Origin of the sequence: Mycoplasmopsis pullorum (assembly GCF_001900245.1) — a bacterium.
Taxonomy (GTDB): Bacteria; Bacillota_I; Bacilli_A; order Mycoplasmatales; family Metamycoplasmataceae; genus Mycoplasmopsis; species Mycoplasmopsis pullorum.
Genome location: NZ_CP017813.1, coordinates 623,991 through 641,889, shown reverse-complemented (window position 1 = coordinate 641,889; position 17,899 = coordinate 623,991). Strand labels below are relative to the sequence as shown.

General features: G+C 32.1%; 13 protein-coding genes. All 13 read right to left on the bottom strand.

Features of this window, described 5'->3' with window-relative positions:
• Positions 1 to 149 precede the first annotated feature (149 nt).
• The 13 genes from BLA55_RS02600 to BLA55_RS02540 all read right to left on the bottom strand — a co-directional run bounded on the left by BLA55_RS02600 (position 150) and on the right by BLA55_RS02540 (position 17,896).
• Positions 150 to 4,586, bottom strand: coding sequence for a DNA-directed RNA polymerase subunit beta' (locus BLA55_RS02600; protein WP_073372538.1), 4,437 nt, complete (start codon positions 4,584 to 4,586; stop codon positions 150 to 152).
• A complete protein-coding gene (gene rpoB, locus BLA55_RS02595) occupies positions 4,579 to 8,184 on the bottom strand; it encodes a DNA-directed RNA polymerase subunit beta (protein WP_073372537.1) in 3,606 nt (1,201 codons plus the stop codon). Before rpoB ends, BLA55_RS02600 begins: the two co-directional genes overlap by 8 nt.
• A 195-nt stretch (positions 8,185 to 8,379) precedes the next feature.
• Positions 8,380 to 8,745: a 50S ribosomal protein L7/L12 gene (rplL, locus tag BLA55_RS02590; protein WP_073372536.1), complete on the bottom strand. Its 366-nt coding sequence runs from the start codon at positions 8,743 to 8,745 to the stop codon at positions 8,380 to 8,382.
• A gap of 31 nt (positions 8,746 to 8,776) precedes the next feature.
• Complete coding sequence (rplJ, locus tag BLA55_RS02585; protein WP_073372535.1) at positions 8,777 to 9,274, bottom strand: 50S ribosomal protein L10; 498 nt, start codon at positions 9,272 to 9,274, stop codon at positions 8,777 to 8,779.
• 164 nt (positions 9,275 to 9,438) lie between these two features.
• A complete protein-coding gene (locus tag BLA55_RS02580; RefSeq protein WP_073372534.1) occupies positions 9,439 to 10,098 on the bottom strand; it encodes a deoxynucleoside kinase in 660 nt (219 codons plus the stop codon).
• Positions 10,099 to 10,126: 28 nt separating this feature from the next.
• Entirely contained in the window at positions 10,127 to 10,615 is a 489-nt protein-coding gene (gene greA, locus BLA55_RS02575) for a transcription elongation factor GreA (RefSeq protein ID WP_073372533.1), read from the bottom strand.
• A gap of 54 nt (positions 10,616 to 10,669) precedes the next feature.
• Positions 10,670 to 11,320: a BC85_0335 family putative methyltransferase gene (locus BLA55_RS02570; RefSeq protein ID WP_073372532.1), complete on the bottom strand. Its 651-nt coding sequence runs from the start codon at positions 11,318 to 11,320 to the stop codon at positions 10,670 to 10,672.
• Between the two features lie 3 nt (positions 11,321 to 11,323).
• Entirely contained in the window at positions 11,324 to 11,758 is a 435-nt protein-coding gene (gene ruvX / locus BLA55_RS02565) for a Holliday junction resolvase RuvX (RefSeq protein ID WP_073372531.1), read from the bottom strand.
• Complete coding sequence (gene alaS, locus BLA55_RS02560) at positions 11,751 to 14,351, bottom strand: alanine--tRNA ligase (RefSeq protein ID WP_073372530.1); 2,601 nt, start codon at positions 14,349 to 14,351, stop codon at positions 11,751 to 11,753. The genes ruvX and alaS overlap by 8 nt, the downstream gene beginning before the upstream one ends.
• A 14-nt stretch (positions 14,352 to 14,365) precedes the next feature.
• Positions 14,366 to 15,484, bottom strand: a complete 1,119-nt coding sequence (mnmA, locus tag BLA55_RS02555) for a tRNA 2-thiouridine(34) synthase MnmA (RefSeq protein ID WP_073372529.1) — start codon at positions 15,482 to 15,484, stop codon at positions 14,366 to 14,368.
• Between the two features lie 6 nt (positions 15,485 to 15,490).
• Positions 15,491 to 16,108: a ribonuclease HII gene (locus tag BLA55_RS02550; RefSeq protein WP_073372528.1), complete on the bottom strand. Its 618-nt coding sequence runs from the start codon at positions 16,106 to 16,108 to the stop codon at positions 15,491 to 15,493.
• A gap of 11 nt (positions 16,109 to 16,119) precedes the next feature.
• Positions 16,120 to 17,199 carry a hypothetical protein gene (locus tag BLA55_RS02545; protein ID WP_073372527.1) on the bottom strand — a complete coding sequence of 360 codons (1,080 nt, stop codon included), beginning with the start codon at positions 17,197 to 17,199 and terminating at the stop codon, positions 16,120 to 16,122.
• Complete coding sequence (locus tag BLA55_RS02540; protein WP_073372526.1) at positions 17,171 to 17,896, bottom strand: pseudouridine synthase; 726 nt, start codon at positions 17,894 to 17,896, stop codon at positions 17,171 to 17,173. Before BLA55_RS02540 ends, BLA55_RS02545 begins: the two co-directional genes overlap by 29 nt.
• Between the last annotated feature and the right edge of the window lie 3 nt (positions 17,897 to 17,899).

The window sequence follows — 17,899 nt, the reverse complement described above, 5'->3', positions numbered from 1 at the left end:
ATAAATTGCTTTACTATTATAACATAAAAAAAATTTTTTAAATGTATTTTAAAAAATGTGCAAAATCTTATTGATTTGCTGTCAATAAAATAAAAAAACAATAAAATTTTTTCACATTTTATTGTTTTTCCTAATTTAGTTATTATCAATTAAAATTCAGATTCATCCATGAAATCGTCAGTGTAGTCAAAATCTTCACTTGCTTCTTCGATGCTTTCATCGTATTCTTCATCGTAAATATCAAGATCTTGGTCTTCACCAAATAAATCGTAATTATTTTCTTTATTTTGTGATTCATCACCTCAAAAATCAGATGGATCTCATTTGTCTTTGAAGTAACTTCTTGGATCACGAATATCATATTTACCTTTTAATTCGTAATTGATATTTGTCCCAGCTGGGATTTTGTGACCAAGAATAATATTTTCTTTAAGTCCTTCAAGATAATCAACGCGTTCAGAAACTGAAGCGTTAACAAGGATTTTAGCTGTTTCTTGATATGAAGCAGCAGCTAGGAATGAATCACTTAATAAAGGAGTTTGTTTAGCTCCACGAATTTTAACTTCACCATAAGCAGGTTTTTTACCTTCTGAAATTAAACGTCCATTTTCACGTTGGTAGACAAATGTATCTACTAATGAACCAGTAAAGAATGATGAGTCCCCCGGATCGGTAATCATAATTTTTGATAACATTTGACGAATAATAATTTCGATATATTTATCAGAAATTGTAATCCCTTGTAGACGGTACAATCTTTGAATTTCTTTTAATAAGTAGTTTTGTACAGCACGTGTATCAACTGCTTCAAGTAATTCAGTTAACACGATTGGACCTTCAACTAATTTTTGTCCCGGTTTAACGTGATCACCAACTGCTACACGTAATTTTTGTGAAACTTTAACTGGATAAGTCTTGTTATAGTGTTGTCCATCAGCAGTAGTTGCATCAATAGTAATTAGTTGTACGTCGCTTTCGTGACCATCTTTATCATGTGCAACACGGATATCTGAAACCACACCACTAATATCTGAAATAACAGCTGGACGACCTCAAGGAGAATCGTAGGCGTCAATTAACTCGATCAATCTACCAAATCCACCTGTAATATCTTCAACCCCAGCAACCCCTCCGGTATGGAATGTTCTCATAGTAAGCTGTGTCCCAGGTTCACCGATTGATTGAGCAGCAACAACCCCAACAGCTTCCCCAATATTAACGATTCTGTTTGATGCTAAATCTTTTCCGTAACATCTCTTACATACACCATTACGAGTATGACAAGAAAGTACTGAACGAATTTCAACTTCTTTAAGTTTTAGTTTATTAATAATTAAATCAACTAATTCTGGAGTAATTAATGTATTAGTTTTAATTACTTCAATACCGTTTTCATCAAAAATTGGTCTGTTTGTGAAACGACCTTCGATTCTTTCGGCAAGGGATTCAATAACTGTGTCAGTTTTGGTATCGCTAATATCTTTAACTACAAAACCAAAGTCACTACCACAATCCTCTTCACGTACAACAATTCCTTGAGCAACGTCAACTAAACGACGTGTCAAGTATCCCGATTTAGCGGTGTTAAGAGCAGTATCGGTAAGACCTTTACGAGCCCCGTGAGTTGATGAATAGAATTCGTAGGCAGTTAAACCATCAAGGAATGAAGATTTAACTGGAATTTCGATAGTACTACGAACAACACGGTCATTGGCCGCATCGGCTTTTAGGACCTTAGTGTTGTTACTCATAAGTCCACGCATACCAGCTAATTGAACGAAGTTTGATGAGTTACCACGAGCTCCGGAAGTAAACATCATGAATAGAGGGTTACTTGGATTTGACTTAGTAACTTCTTTAAGGTCACCTTCTATGTTTTCCTTAATTTCAGATCATTTTTGAATTGTTAAGGTATAACGTTCATCGTCAGTTAAGTATCCTTTTTCAAAGTATTCTTTTAACTTATCAGTGTAAATTTCACCTTCGTGAATTTTTTCTTTAGTTGAAGGGACTGTCGTAACGTCATTCATCGAAATGGTTGTCCCAGAAATGGTTGAGTAGTAGAATCCAGTATTCTTAATACTATCAAGAATTGCAGCAACTTTATTCGTATAGTCAAATCAAACAAGTTCTAATAATTTTGTGTAATCATTAATTGTTCAAATTTGATTTTCATTTTTGTTTTTACGTGTTAATTCATTATCAATACGTTTAAAGTTGTCTTTGATTAATGTTGCTAAAGTTTGAGCGTGAATTGGATCAATTACATCACCTTTGTAATCAATTAATGAAGCGCAACGAATGAATGTATCTTCATAATTTTCACGATTAACATCATTAATTACACCAGCAATATCTTCCATTGTTACTGTTGCGACGTATTTTTCGTAAACTTTACGAACAATTTTAGCAATATCTTTTTTACTTAAAGCTACATTAACTGGTAATGATTTAATATATTCTTTAAAATCGTTACCGTAACCTAAAGTATATTCATCAGCGTTTTTAGCTGAAGAGTGAATCGCTTCTGATTCAACCATTTTAACAGTACCATTTGACATGGTTTTAGCGGTTTTGGTAATTCTTTTACCAAAAATAAAGTCGAAATCATTTGGAAATAGATCATTGAAAATAAATTTACCAACTGTTGAAATTACGTATTTTTTATTTACGTCCTTAGTTAGACCATCTTTATTAATCGCACTAATTGGTAAAACTACACGCGAGTGAAGTGTAATAAAATTATTTTCATAAGCGCGTAACATATCTTCTTTGGAAGCGAAGTAAAGTCCTTCACCTTTAGCACCTTCTTTTTCCATTGTTAGGTAGTAAAGACCAAGAATGATATCCTGTGAAGGGTTAATGATAGGTTCCCCATCTTTAGGTCCAAGAATGTTTTTTGACGCAAGCATTAATTCTCTTGCTTCACGTACTGCTTGGTCCGAAATAGGAACGTGTACAGCCATTTGGTCCCCGTCGAAGTCCGCGTTAAACGCAGTTGTTACAAGCGGATGCAATTTAATCGCTTTTCCACGGATTAGTACAGGTTCAAAAGCTTGAATTGAAAGACGGTGCAAGGTAGGAGCACGGTTAAGAAGAACAGGACGTCCCTCAATTGCGCGCTCTACATATGGTCAAATCATTGGATCTAATGATTCAACTTTTTTCTTCGCAGCTTTAATTGAGTTAATGTTTTGGTCACCTTTGATAATTTCACGAATAATTCATGGCTCAAACAATTTTGCAGCCATGTCACGTGGAATACCAACTTGGTGCATTCTTAAAGTTGGACCAACAACAATAACACTACGACCAGAGTAGTCAACACGCTTACCAAGTAAGTTTTGACGGAAACGTCCTTTTTTACCTGTAATTGCGTCAGAAATAGATTTAAGAGGTCTTGAATCTTTTGAGACAACTGGGGAAGGTTTCTTACGCGAGTTATCAATTAAAGCGTCCACAGCTTCTTGAATCATACGGTACTCGTTTTGTTTAATCAACATCGGAGCATCTGATTCGTTTCATTTTTCAAGACGGTTATTTCTGATAATAATGCGACGGTAAAGTTCGTTAATGTCACTTGTTGAGTGACGTCCACCATCCAATTGAATTAATGGACGTAAATCAGCAGGGATAATTGGTAAGTTATAAATCAACATGCTGGTTGGTTTTTGACCAGATTTGATAAATGAATTAATAATGGTTAAACGTTTATATAATTTTGCACGTTCTTGTACCTTGGTACCAGTTAAACTTTCCCCAACTGGGATTGAATTATTAATTGCATCAATTTCTGATTGAACATAAGCAGCTTCGGCTTCAAGATCAATATTTTTTAATAAGTATTCAATCGCTTGTGAACCGGTACCAATTTTAGCATCAGAGTATTCATGAATAATGTCGTTGTATTCATAAAAATCGATTCCGTAATCTTTACCCATCTTTGACGACGCATAAGTTCTTAATTCTTCAAGTGCCATCATGATGTCTTCGTACTCATCACTATTTGGTTCAGCTTTTTTAAGCAGTTCCATTAAAGTTGCTTCGTAAATTCCAGCAGCTTCATTAATATCAATAATTGAATTTTTCTTAAGTGATTCAAGTCCACCATCTTCTAAAACGATGTGCGATTTATAGTAAATTAATTTTTCTAAATCAGCTTTAGCAACTGGTTTGTTTGAATCCTGAACTCTTAATCCTAATAATTTAGAAATAATTGAGTGGTCAATTTTAAAGAATCAAAAGTGCACAACAGGGTTGTGTAATTTGATGTGTCCCATACGACTTCTACGTGTGATTTTAGGTAAAATTTTTGGTTTGTACTTTTCACAAGCAGGTGTTTTTGAACAAATTGTATTTTCATCACTTCTTTTGTATTTTGTACCACAAATTGGACATTTAAAATCAGTAGTAGGACCAAAAATTAATTCGTCAAAAAGACCTTCACGTTCTGGTTTATATGATTTATAGTTAATTGTCTCAGGTTTGGTAACTTCACCATTAGATCATGATAAAACATCTTCATTAGTCGCTAAACTTAATGAAATTTTATCGATTAATAAGTTATCATCGTTGTAATTACTCATTATCTACCTCTCCTGTTTCGATGTGTTGTAAAAATTCATCTTCAATGTGAGCATCTTCACGTCTAATTTTAACCGGATCTAATTTAATACCTAATCCTCTTAATTCGTAGCTCAATACGTTAAATGATTCAGGTGTCCCTGGTTTAGGTAATTCTTTCCCAGTAGCTAAAGCACTATAAAGTGTGTTTCTACCGTTAATATCATCTGATTTGTAAGTTAAAATTTCTTGAAGAACATTAGTTGCACCATAAGATTCGATCGCTCATGTTTCCATCTCTCCAAATCTTTGACCACCATTTTGACTCTTTCCACCAAGCGGTTGTTGAGTAATTAATGAGTATGGTCCAACACTACGTGCGTGCATCTTGTCATCAACCATGTGGCTAAGTTTTAACATGTACATTACACCGACTGAAACAGGATTATCAAATTTACGTCCAGTAATCGGATCAATTAAAGTTTGTTTTCCAGTTTTTGAAAGTCCAGCTTCAATTAAAGCTTCTTCAATGTCAGTTTTCTTAACCCCATCAAATGATGGTGTTACGAATTTGGTATTTAATTTACGTGCAGCCATTCCAAGGTGAATTTCCAAGATTTGACCAATGTTCATCCGCGATGGAACCCCTTGAGGGTTAAGCATAATATCAACTGGTGTACCATCTTCTAAGTGTGGCATGTCTTCTTCAGGTAAAACGATTGAGATAACCCCTTTGTTACCGTGACGACCAGCCATCTTGTCCCCAACTTTGATTTTACGTTTTTGAGCGATTGACACTTTAACAATCTTATCGATACCATCTTCTAAAATATCACCTGTTTCACGACTAAGAACTTCAACTCCAATAACGGTACCATTGTGTCCGTTTTTAACTTTTAATGAAGTATCCTTGTCTGAAGAAGGTCTTTGTTGTAAAATGGCCATTAAAAGTTTTTCCTCTTGAGTTGGATTTTCTTCCCCTTTTGGTGACACACGTCCAACTAAAACGTCCCCAGGGACAACTTCTGAACCAACTACAACAATACCATTAGCGTCTAAGTTACGCAATGAGAATTTTGAAGCGTTAGGTACTTCAGCAGTTAAACGGTCATTTCCAGCTTTTGAGTTTCTGAATTGAATTGTTTGTTCTTCGATGTGAATTGATGTATAAACGTCATCTTTAACAAGACGCTCATTTAGAATCACAGCATCCTCAAAGTTATATCCATTTCAAGTAGTAAATGCTACAAGAACGTTTTTACCTAAAGCCATTTCACCATCTTTAAATGATGAACCATCAACTAAAAGATCCCCAGTTTCAACATAGTCACCAATTTTAACGATTGGTTTTTGATTGATAACTGTCCCTTGGTTTGAACGCTCAAAATTACGTAATGAATATTTATCAGTCATCCCTTTGTCAGTTTTAATGTGGATTTTTTGTGAATCAACATAAATAACTTCCCCAGAGTTTTTTGCTGTTAAGTTATATGCTGAGTATTTAGCAATATCAGCTTCAATTCCGGTTGCAACTAAAGGAGCTTCAGCTTGTAAAAGTGGTACAGCTTGACGTTGCATGTTTGACCCCATAAGTGCACGGTTAGCATCATCGTTTTCTAAGAAAGGAATTGCACCAGCCGCAACAGAAACCATTTGTTTTGATGAAACTTCTAAGAAGTCAACATCTTCAGGACGAGCAATTAAATATTGGTAATTGTGTCTGATTGTAAGTGTTTCATCAATAATACGATTATTTTCATCAACATGTACTGAAGATTGAGCAAATTTATGTCCAATTTCTTCAGACGCTGTTAAATAGTGTACGTCATTATAGTCTACAACTCCGTTATTAACTTTGTAATATGGAGTTTGTAAGAATCCCATTTTATTAACCTTTGAATAAATTGCGTAGTTTAAAATCAACCCGATGTTTGGTCCCTCAGGGGTTTCAATTGGACAAATTCTTCCATAGTGAGTAGAGTGAACGTCACGAACTTCGAATTGTGCAGTATCACGGTTAAGACCACCAGGTCCTAAAGAAGTCACACGACGTTTATTTGAAACTTCTGCAAGTGGATTGATTTGGTCCATAAATTGTGAAAGTTTTGAAGAGTTGAAGAAGGTTTTCATTTGGTTGGTAATTAATTTGTTGTTAGTTACGTTTTTTGCGGTTATTTTTTCAGGTTCTTTCGCCCCCATTCTTTCGCGAGTAGTTTTTTCTAATTTGGTTAAAGCAACGTTTAATTGATTTTGAAGTAACTCACCCACTGAAACAATTCTCTTGTTAATAAGTGAATCAGGATCATCATCTTGGCCAACGTTGTCAATTAAGTTAAAGTAGTAACTTACAACTGCAACAATATCAGAAACCAATAAGTGTGGTTCAACTGATTTAGGATCATTACCAATTACTAAAACTGGATCTTCAGCATTGTTTTCCATTCATTTACGATTTGGATAAACTCAAACTTTAGCAATTTTGTTTCTTTTAAGTAAAGTTTTGTTGTTTTCATGTAGTTTAAAGTACACTAATTCAGGATCAATACCATCAATTGCTTCAAGTGCGAAAACACCATTCTTGAAGTTCTCGTTAATTTCGTGAGCAATTTCATGTGTAATATATGTCCCTTTTTCAAACACAACTTCATTTGATCTGTTTTTTAAATCTTTAGCTAAGAAAGTGTCAATAATACGATCAACAACTGAAAGTTTGTTATTTAACATGTAACGTCCAGTATTTGATAAGCTGTAACGTTTTTTGTCAAATAAAATGTTTGGAATTAATGATTTTTTAGCATCATCAGAGATTCTGTCCCCTTTTCTGATACCACGGAAAAGTTCTTCTTGACATAAGTCTGTAATTTCAGCAGAACTTAAGTTTGTTTCATTAATAAATTTGTCTTTTGCAATTGTTTCTTTTAAAACTGCACTGTGTCCAAATAGTTTTAAAATGTCTTTTTGCATTAGACCTAATGCACCTAAAAATGTGGTTAAATTAACATTTTTGTTTTTATCAATTTTGATTTTAACTGAGTCAACGTTTGAAGAAGTAACCTTGTGAGAGATTTCAATTCATGATCCAATACGCGGTAAAACTTCGACTTTATTGAACAAGTCATCAGATTGTTTGTTACGCACACCACGTCCAAAGTATGCACCTGGTGAACGGATTAATTGGCTAACAATAACTTTTTCTGAACCGTTAATTATAAAACTACCACCTGAAGTCATTAAAGGAATTTCTCCTAAAAGAACTTCGTCTTGTTTAACCTCACCAGTCCCGGTGATTTCACGTTTAAGAGTAATGTAAACACGCGAAGCTAAATTAATTCCCTTCGCTTTACATTTTTTAATTTCTTCACCTTCGCTAGTTGATTTTTTAAATGGTTGTTCAATTCTTAATGATTTTTTAACGTAATTAAGTTTGACTTTTTTATCAGCAGCTTCGATTGGATAGTGTTCTAAAAGAAGCTCCTCGATACCTTCTTTAAGAAAGTTTTCGAAGCTTTCTTTTGCTGTTGATAAAATGTCCATTACTGGTAAAGTTTGTTTAGTAACAGAATAGTCTCTACGTTCTGTAATTGGTCCAAATTTACGTAATTTGTAATTTTTTTGCGCCATTTATTCTCCTTGAAAGTTTATGCATTATTCAACAAAAATAGTAAAAAATACTTTAATGGTTAATAAAGCATATAAATTTTACTAAAAAGTAAATTTTTCATAAATATATTTTTAGAGTTTTTCATAAGATAAAAACTCTATAAAAAGCAAAAAAATCACTTAAAAAGTAAGTGATTTTAAGTTTGAGAAATGAAATTAGTCAATAGAAACTTCAGCACCAGCTTCAACTAATTTAGCTTTAATTTCTTCAGCTTCTTCTGGTTTGATGTTTTCTTTAATTTTAGCAGGTAAAGCATCAACTAATTTTTTAGCATCCATTAAACCGATGTTTAAAATGTCTTTAACTACTTTAATAACAGCAACTTTGTTTGATGCTGAATTTAATGTAACTGTAACTTCTGATTTTTCTTCAGCTGCAGCAGCAGGAGCTGCGGCAACAGCAACAGCAGCCATAGGATCTACACCGAATTCTTCTTTAAGTGCATCAACAAGTTCCATAATTTCTTTAATGTTCATTTCTTTTAATGATTCAATAAATGATTCTTTTGTTAATTTAGCCATAATATTTTTCCTTTCTTTAAGCAAAATTGAATTATTCAGATTTTCCTTCACTTATTAATTTAAGAGAAAGAGCCAATAATTGTAATGGTGACATAAGTGAACGTCCAAGAATAGCAAGTGCTTCGTCGTATGATGGAAGACTAGCAACATCGTTAACACCTTGAGCATCAACAACAACACCTTCGTGTGTACCAGCTTTAACAACCATGATTTTGTTATCAGCAGCAAATTTAACTAATAATTTAGCAGCAGAAACTTGATCATCTTTTGAAAAAGCAAAGATGTTTGGACCAACTAGGTGAGATGATAATTCACCGTAACCTAATTCATCAGCAGCGATTTTAAATAAACGGTTTTTGTAAACCTTAACTTCAACATTCAACTCTTTAGCTTTTTTACGTAATTCAGCAAGTTCAGCAACTGTTAATCCACGATATTCAGCAAAAGCTAAAGCTTGTGAGTTTTGAATTTTTTCTTTAATTTCACTAACTACATGTCTTTTAGCAATTTTAAGACTTGATTCAGCCATATTTTGCCCCCTTTCATTTTCCGTTAATTTTTAGGTGCAACACATCTTAAGAACTATACATTCGGTAACATTTTTAAGCTAAGCAGTTACTGTCTCTATGTATTGCCTGTTAATTATAAAATAAAAAAACTAAAATCCAAACAAATTTTAGTTTTAATTTTTAATTATTTTGAGCTCAGTTTATATTCTTCTAAAATACGAATCGCTTCTTTAGTCACTTCACGTGCATTGAGGTTATTTGTATCGATAATGGCATAATCGATTTTATATTTTTGACACAAGTTGATGAAGTGATCTTGATATGCTTGATGTAAAACTTTAAAGTATTCTTCATTTAAATCTCAGTTTTTAATTTCAACTGCCCGACCACGAGCAAAAAGTCGATCTTTAAAAGTGCTAAAGTCTAAATCAAGATATAAGACAAAGTTTGGTAACTGTTTTTTAGTCACAGCCACTTCAAATGCTTTTTGGTATGCATTGAAAAAACGTGATTGAGCGTTTTCAAAATTTATCATCGCAAAAATGTAATGTTCTAATGAAAAACGATCTAGAAAAATAAAATCACTATTTTTCTTCATTTTTAAATCGTGGAACTCTTCTAAGATTCGATCAACACGGTTAAGATGGTTTTCAACCACAAAACATTGAAAACCAAGTGAAATATTTTTTTTACCTGAATAAAGTCATTTTAAAAATGTATTAAAAACTTCATCATTTTCTTCATATTCATTAAGATATAAACAGTTGTCTTGATAGTGTTTTACTAAATTTTTGGTTAAAGTACTTTTACCACTACTAATCATTCCACTAATACCAATTAGCATTTTCACTCCTTAGTTATCAATAATTTAATTACTTAAATTCAATATCTAAAATTTCAATAGTGTATTTTGTTGGAGCTTCAACTTCAACAATATCACCTCTTGAACTTCCCAACATCGCTTCAGCAAGGGGACTTTCGTTTGAAATTTTGTTTTCAAATGGATTCGCATCATGCGATCCCATGATTGTCACAGTGCTAATTTCATTTGTTTTATCATTTTTAAAAGTAACAGTTGAACCAATCCCGACTTTTTCACGTGAGTTTGTTTCTTCAATTAAAACTGCACGGTCAATAATACTTTCAAGTTCGGCAATTCTACCTTCAACTACACTTTGACGTTCACGTGCAGCATCGTACTCGGCATTTTCCGAAAGGTCACCTTGTGCACGAGCTTCTTTAAGAGCTTCTTGAACTGCAGGACGTTCAACGTTAACTAAGTGTTCGTATTCTTTTTTATATTTTTCTAGTGTTTCGCTAGCTAAAAATATTTTGTTTTCACTAATGTTTTTTCTTGCCATTTTTTTCTCCTTGGATTTGAAAAAAGTAATTTAATTTTACATTATTTGCATATCTTATTTTTTTGAAATGTATAAAAATTTATTTTTGTGTCAAACTATCTCATAATTAACTTTTTCATTATTGAGATATTTCAGAAATTGATTTAATTCGGAACGTTTTTGAAACTTTTGATTAATAACTAGCATTCCATTATGATTCAATTGATTAAAAAAGTTTTTGTAAATTTCCAAATTATCCATTTTGGTGCCGTAAACTAAAACTAAATCAAGTTTTTGGTTACCATATGAAAGTGGTTTGATTGAAACTAATTTCGGATTTTCTTGAGTTACTAAATCATTTCATTTGTCAAAATCAAATTCACTTTCATAATAGAAAAACGGACGTTTACTCATTTCTTGCAGTCCAGCAAAAACATATAAGTCATCATTACTAATGCACAAAATGCTTTGGTAATTATTTAAATAAATAGTGTTTAAATTAAACTCAAAATCTCAATCATCTGTTTTTGACTTTAATGCGTTTTTAAGCTGAATTGGGATTTCACCAATATTTTCGCGAATTTTAAGTAATGTATGATAAGTTTCTTGTTCAGATTTCCGAACTAAATCTTTTTGCATTTTTTTAGCCTTATAAAATAAGATACCGTAAATACCAAAACCGATTATTAATGCGACAAAAATAGAAATAGTTAATGCTGTTCTCATATTTTAAAAATAATAATTTAAAAAGTCTTCCAAAATTAAGACAGCTGCTAACTTATCTTTATGTAGTTTTCTTTTTTGTCGTGTCATTCCAGCTTCAATTAAAACTGATTCGGCGTTTTTAGTTGAATTTTGTTCATTAATTAAAATTACTGGAATATTGAAATTTGATTCACTTAAGTGATTTTCGAGTTTAATTTTAAATTCTTCAACCATGACTGTACGTTCGCTTTTGGTTCCGTTCATACGAAGTGGATAACCTAAAATGATTTTATCAATCGTCTTATATTCAGATAAATATAAGAAAACTTTTTCAATAACTAGATTAAATGCATTCTCAGAAAAACGAAAATTTTCCAAAGGAGATGCAATAATGCACATTTCATCACTAATTGCGAATCCACATGTTCTTGTCCCGAGGTCCAATGCTAGCTTACGCATTTAGTAATTCCTCAAAATTAATTGAATCTAAATTAAATTGGTTAACTTTCCCCATAGATAGGATTGCATTCCCCCCTCCACGGCCGTTAAATAGTTTAAACAATTTTTGAGCGATTTTGTTTGAATCGTGTTTTTTCGATGCGACTGCTAACATTGTTTGATCAGTAACAATCACGACTAAATCTGGATGTGATTCTCTTAATTGAGAAGCTAAAATCTTAACTGCCACAGCATTAGCAACTTCAACGACTAAAAAGTTTTGGTCTGTGTATAGTTCAGTAAAATCATTTGCCGATTTTTCAATCATTTCTTTTTCTAATACTTTTCAGTCATCTCTAACTTTTTCAATGAGAGCTTTAATTTCTTTAATTGAAGTTTCCAAGTCTCCTTTTTGTGGAATTTGAATTTGATAATCTGAACTTAATTTTTGGTTTTTCTCTATATTTTTGTTTAATTCATCGATTAAATTTTGGTATTCATTTTCTAAAAATTCATTAACCAATTTATTTGATGAAATAGCTCTAATTCTAAATACACCGGCAGCTTTTTTCTCTACGTTTGTAATTTTGAAGTTTTCAAGTTTTGATGAATTGCTTAAGTGAGTACCACCACATAAGTCGGCGGTAATACCTTCAAAGTTAACAATCCGAACGTTTTTAGGATCCATGTACTCTGATTCTTCTAAAGTCATTATAGCTCCTAACTCCTTAGCTTCATCAGTAGTCATTTGTAAGTATTGACGATCGACTGCTCTTTGAATGTAACTACGAACTAATTGCTCAATTTTCTCAATTTCTTCTTCAGTTGGTTTAGTGTCCGCAGGTAAATCGAAAGTCAATCTTTCTTCATTATTATCTGAACCCAATTGGACAATTTGTGGTCCTAAAATATTTCTAAGTGCACAGAATAATAAGTGTGTACCACTGTGGTTACGTTCTAATCCCAGTCTAATTACTGGATCTACGTAACATTCAACCACGTCATTAACTTCTAATTGTCCCTTCACCTTGTGAATGTGGTTACCGAATTTGTCTTTAAACACATCTAAAATTTCAATTTTGTTACCGTTTTGTAAAATGTAACCTTTATCATGTCTTTGTCCACCACTTGTTGCATAAAAAGGAGTTTTATCAAGTACTACATAACCAATACCATCAATTGAATCTACTTGTTTTTCAGTATCTAATAAGAATAAAATGTTAGATTCAGAAGTTAATGATTCATAACCAATAAAGTGATCCACTTTACTCTTGACTAAGGTTAATGAGTTAATAACTTTGTCCATTCCGCTAGCTTTTTCACCTTTTGAAGCTTGGATGTGTTTATTCTTAGCTTCTTCAAATTCTGCTCAATTTAAGCTAATTTCGTTTTCTTTTAAAATTTCTTCGGTTAATTCAATTGGAAAGCCGTAGGTTTCAAATAATTTAAAAGCGACTTCGCCAGAAAAAGTTTTTGTGTTTTGGTCGATGTGAGAATTTAGAAGTGTACGTCCATTTTCAATTGTTTTTGAGAATAATTCTTCTTCATCCTTAATCGCATTTGCAACTGGTTCAATATCATATTCATAAGGCAATGTATCTTTAACTACTTGCACTAATTTATAAAGGAAAATAGGTTCTTTAACTCTTAATTGCATTGCTTTATAGACACTTCTTCTAATTAATCGTCTAATGATGTAACCACGTCCAACATTTGAAACTTTGGCACCGTCAGCAATTGCATTTACAACTGTACGCATGTGGTCAGCAATAACCTTAAAATAGGAATTAATGTTTCTTTGTTCATCTTCTTTAGTGAAATAATTGTTAATGTCGTATCTATAATCAGTAAATTCTTCGATTTGATGAATAATAGGTAAAAATAAATCAGTATCAAAGTTAGTAGGTGCATCTTGTAAAATAGACACAATTCTTTCTAAACCAGCACCGGTATCGATATTCTTTTGTTTTAGTTCTGTGTAATTTCCTTCTCCATCTGAATTATAGGTAGAAAAGACAATATTTCAAATTTCAATATAACGATCGTTTTCAATATCGTTTTTTAAAAGTTCAATTCCACGCGAATCATATTTTTCTCCACGATCATAGAAAATTTCGGTATTTGGTCCACATGGTCCAGAACCAACTTCTCAAAAGTTTGTATCTTTAGTACCTGGAATTAAATGATCTTCGCCAAAACCGTGTGACATTCAATAATTCTTAGTTTCTAAATCTTCATAATAATAAGTAAAATACAATTTTTCTTTTGGTAGTTTTAAAACGTTTAATAAATATTCAACTGCAAATTCAATAGCTTCTTTTTTAAAGTAATCACCAATTGAAAAGTTTCCTAACATCTCAAAAAATGTGTGGTGACGAGCAGTAATTCCGACATTTTCAATATCGTTTGTTCTAATTGATTTTTGAGAATTGGTTAATCTTTTGCTAGGTGGTACTTTTTTACCTGAAAAATAATCTTTTAGAGTTGCCACACCAGAGTTAATTCATAGTAGTGAAGGATCATTAACAGGAATTAAGCTTTTTGAAGGTACGATTAAATGCTTTTTGCTTTCGAAAAAATCTAATCAGCTTTGTCTAATTTGTTTTGAGTTCATAAAATCTCCATTTTTTATACATAATTAATTTTTTTATTATCGTTGTAAATTTCTTCGATGATTCCACCACCTAAACATTTATCACCATCATATATTACAACTTGTTGTCCAGGTGTGACTGCTTGACTTTTTTGTGGATAATAAACAATCATTTGGTTATTATCTAATAATTCAATAGATACTGGAATATCTTCTTGACGATATCTAAATTTTGCAGTTAAATTCTTATGATCGTAGTCATTGTTATTAAAATTAACGCTTGATGCTAGTAACTTGTCGCTATATAAAAAATCTTCACGAGAAGCAGGTGCGACATAAATTATATTTTTAAAAACGTCACGTCCACACACATAATATGGTTCACTCATCCCACCTAAATTCAACCCTTTACGTTGTCCGATCGTGTAGTAAAATGATCCCACATGTGTCCCTACTTTCTGATTGGTCACAATGTCCACAATGTCCCCATCTTGTGCCGGAATGTAATTTTGTAAGAACTGTGTAAAGTTACGTTCACCAATAAAACAGATACCAGTTGAGTCTTTTTTCTTTGCTGTGACTAAATCTAAATCAAGTGCAATTTTACGAATTTCGCTTTTTTCTAAGTTTGCTAGTGGCATTAATACTTTGCTTAATTGCTCGTGTGATAGTTGAGCAAGAAAATAAGTTTGATCTTTATTCTGGTCTTTCGCACGATATAAATGACCGTTTTCAACTTTTGCATAGTGTCCCATCGCGATGAAGTCGGCCTTAAGTTCGTTAAATGCATATTTTGCAAAAGCATCAAATTTGATGTACTTGTTACACAAAATGTCTGGATTAGGGGTACGACCTTTCTTGTATTCATCAATGAAATTTTGAAATACATTGTCCCAGTATTCCTTGACAAAATCCACACGGTATAATGGAATATCTAATTTTTGTGCAACAAGTTGAGCGTCCCTATAATCCAATTCTTGGGGACAAACATCTTGTGAAATACTTTCATTACCTAAAATATCATTATTAAGCATACTGTCCCAGTTACGCATGAACAGACCAACAACTTCGTATCCTTGTTCTTTTAATAAATAAGCAGCAACAGAAGAATCGACTCCACCACTCATACCAATTACAACTCTTTTTTTATTCATTTAATATTATTCCTTATCTATTTCTAAATATTTCTGGATTGGTTTATAACTTTTTCGATGCTCGTTTAAAATACCGTTCTCTGTTATTTCTTGCTGATGTTTTTTCGTACCGTATCCCTTATGTGTTCCGAAGGTATATTTAGGATACTTTTTTTCTAAATTTTGCATGTGTCGGTCCCGAGTGACTTTTGCAATGATACTTGCAGCAGCAACTGAAATGGAACATTGATCACCTTTTTTCAAGTTAATTTGATTTGCAGTAACATTTTTCAATTTTTCAAAATCAGTAACTATTAAATCAATTTTATGATTTTTAATTTTTCTAAAAATAGTCTCCATCGCTTGAATTGATGCAGTTTTGGGATTAAGTTGATCGACCAGATGGGATTCAACAAATTCAACAACGATTTCTAAAGCATCTTTTGTGATTTGATCAAACACTTTATCACGTTGTTGGGGACTTAATTTTTTAGAATCATCAATTAAGTCATTTTGATAATTTTTTGGTAAGACCACTCCTGCTACCACTATTGGACCAGCTCAAGCTCCCCTTCCTGCCTCATCAAGTCCCAGAATGTGGTTATTTTCTTTTCAGTAGTCTATATCATAATTAATTTCGAGCATCTAAAACCTTTTTAAAATTCTAATAAATAATTATAAATTTTCTTTAATGAGTTATGGATTTTACCAAATGGATAAGAAGTCCAATTTTTCTTTTGAGTGTCATAATCAACAATGTAATTTACAAATTTTTGATATGGATATTCCCCAGCATTGTTTCTTGAAACTTCTACAATTTCTTGTTCAAACTGTTGGTAACTAGAATTTAAGTTATTGAACAATTCAACTGTATCACTATCGGATTCGTTTAAATATTTGTTTTTGAACCTAGCAATAAAATCTCGAATTTCTGTTCGTGCATTTACGTTCGAATTTTCATTAACTCGAGCATCCACAGTTACATAAACTCACTCTCTCAAAACATTAGCCAAGCTATGAGTGTGGTACTGTTTTAATAATTCTTGATATTCAGAGTCCCCACTGTCGCTGTTAGTCTTTAAATAAGCAGCAATTAATTGATAATTCACTCCGATATCAAAATGGTTATACCATTGTTTTAGGTATGAATGTTTAGTGTCAGGACATTTGCAGTCGTTTTCTTTTCGAAAATCTTTAATGTTTAAGATTTTTTCAATTAAATTATTTTTTTCAATTTCTAGAGATTCAGCGTCAGTTAAAGCTAAATTTAAGTCATTTAAAATAATCGAATATTCATTTACACTTGAATTATTTCAACCACTCTTACGTTCTTTGAGAATTGATAAAATATCTTGATTAATGTAGTCCATTTTATTAATTCACTCATCACGTGTTTCGTTGTTTAATAACTCAGAATATTTTTGTGAATTTTCACTTAATTTATTAATAAAAATACGGTAATTTTGAATTAAATCTAATCCTTTTTGAGCTATTTTAAGATAGTATGTGTCAATATTTTGATATTCATTAGCACTTTTATTATTTAAGAAATCACTAATTTTACTCATTTCTGAAACAATAATTTCTTTTTCGACGTTGATTTTACTTCTGTATTCATTAAATTTCGAGATAACTGTTTTATTAAAACCACCACAACCTGAAGCGGAAAGAATTGTCAAAGGTGTAAGTGAAGAAATTAAGGTTAAACTAATTCATTTTCTTTTTCAATTTTTCATCTTGTGTCCTTGTTAGAAGTTTTAACATTTTTACTTCTTTAATCGTTAAACGACGATACTCACCTTCAGGTATTTTTTCAACAGTTATACCAGCATACTCAACACGTTTTAGTGAAACAACAGTCTTGTCAAAATAATTGAACAATTCTTTAACATGGTGATAAGTCCCGACAGTTAAAGATACCAAATAAGATTTGGTGTCTAGTTTGTAGACACTTTGGATTGATTCGGTACCATTGACTGGGACAGGTTGATTAATTAATTTAAGCTCTTTGTCACTTAGCGGAGTATTTAAACGAACTCTATATCTACGAATTATTTCATATCTAGGATGTGTTAGTTTGTTTGATAAATCGCCATCATTAGTTAGCAATAGTACTCCAGTTGTATCATAATCTAAACGACCAACCGGAAAAATTTTATAAGGAGTATCAATTAAATCAGTAACTAATGTACGATCAAAATTGTCTTTGAGTGTACAAATTGTGTTTTTAGGTTTATTAAGAACAAAATATACTTTTTCTTCACGTGCAATCGGTTTGCTATCAACTAAAATTTGATCCTTAAAACTTGCTTTGTCCCCTAGTTGTGCAACTTTTCCATTAACCTTTACACGTCCAGCTTTAATAATATTTTCAGCTTCACGTCGTGAAGCAATTCCTGCTTGTGAGAGCAGTTTTTGTAATCTTTCATTCATTCT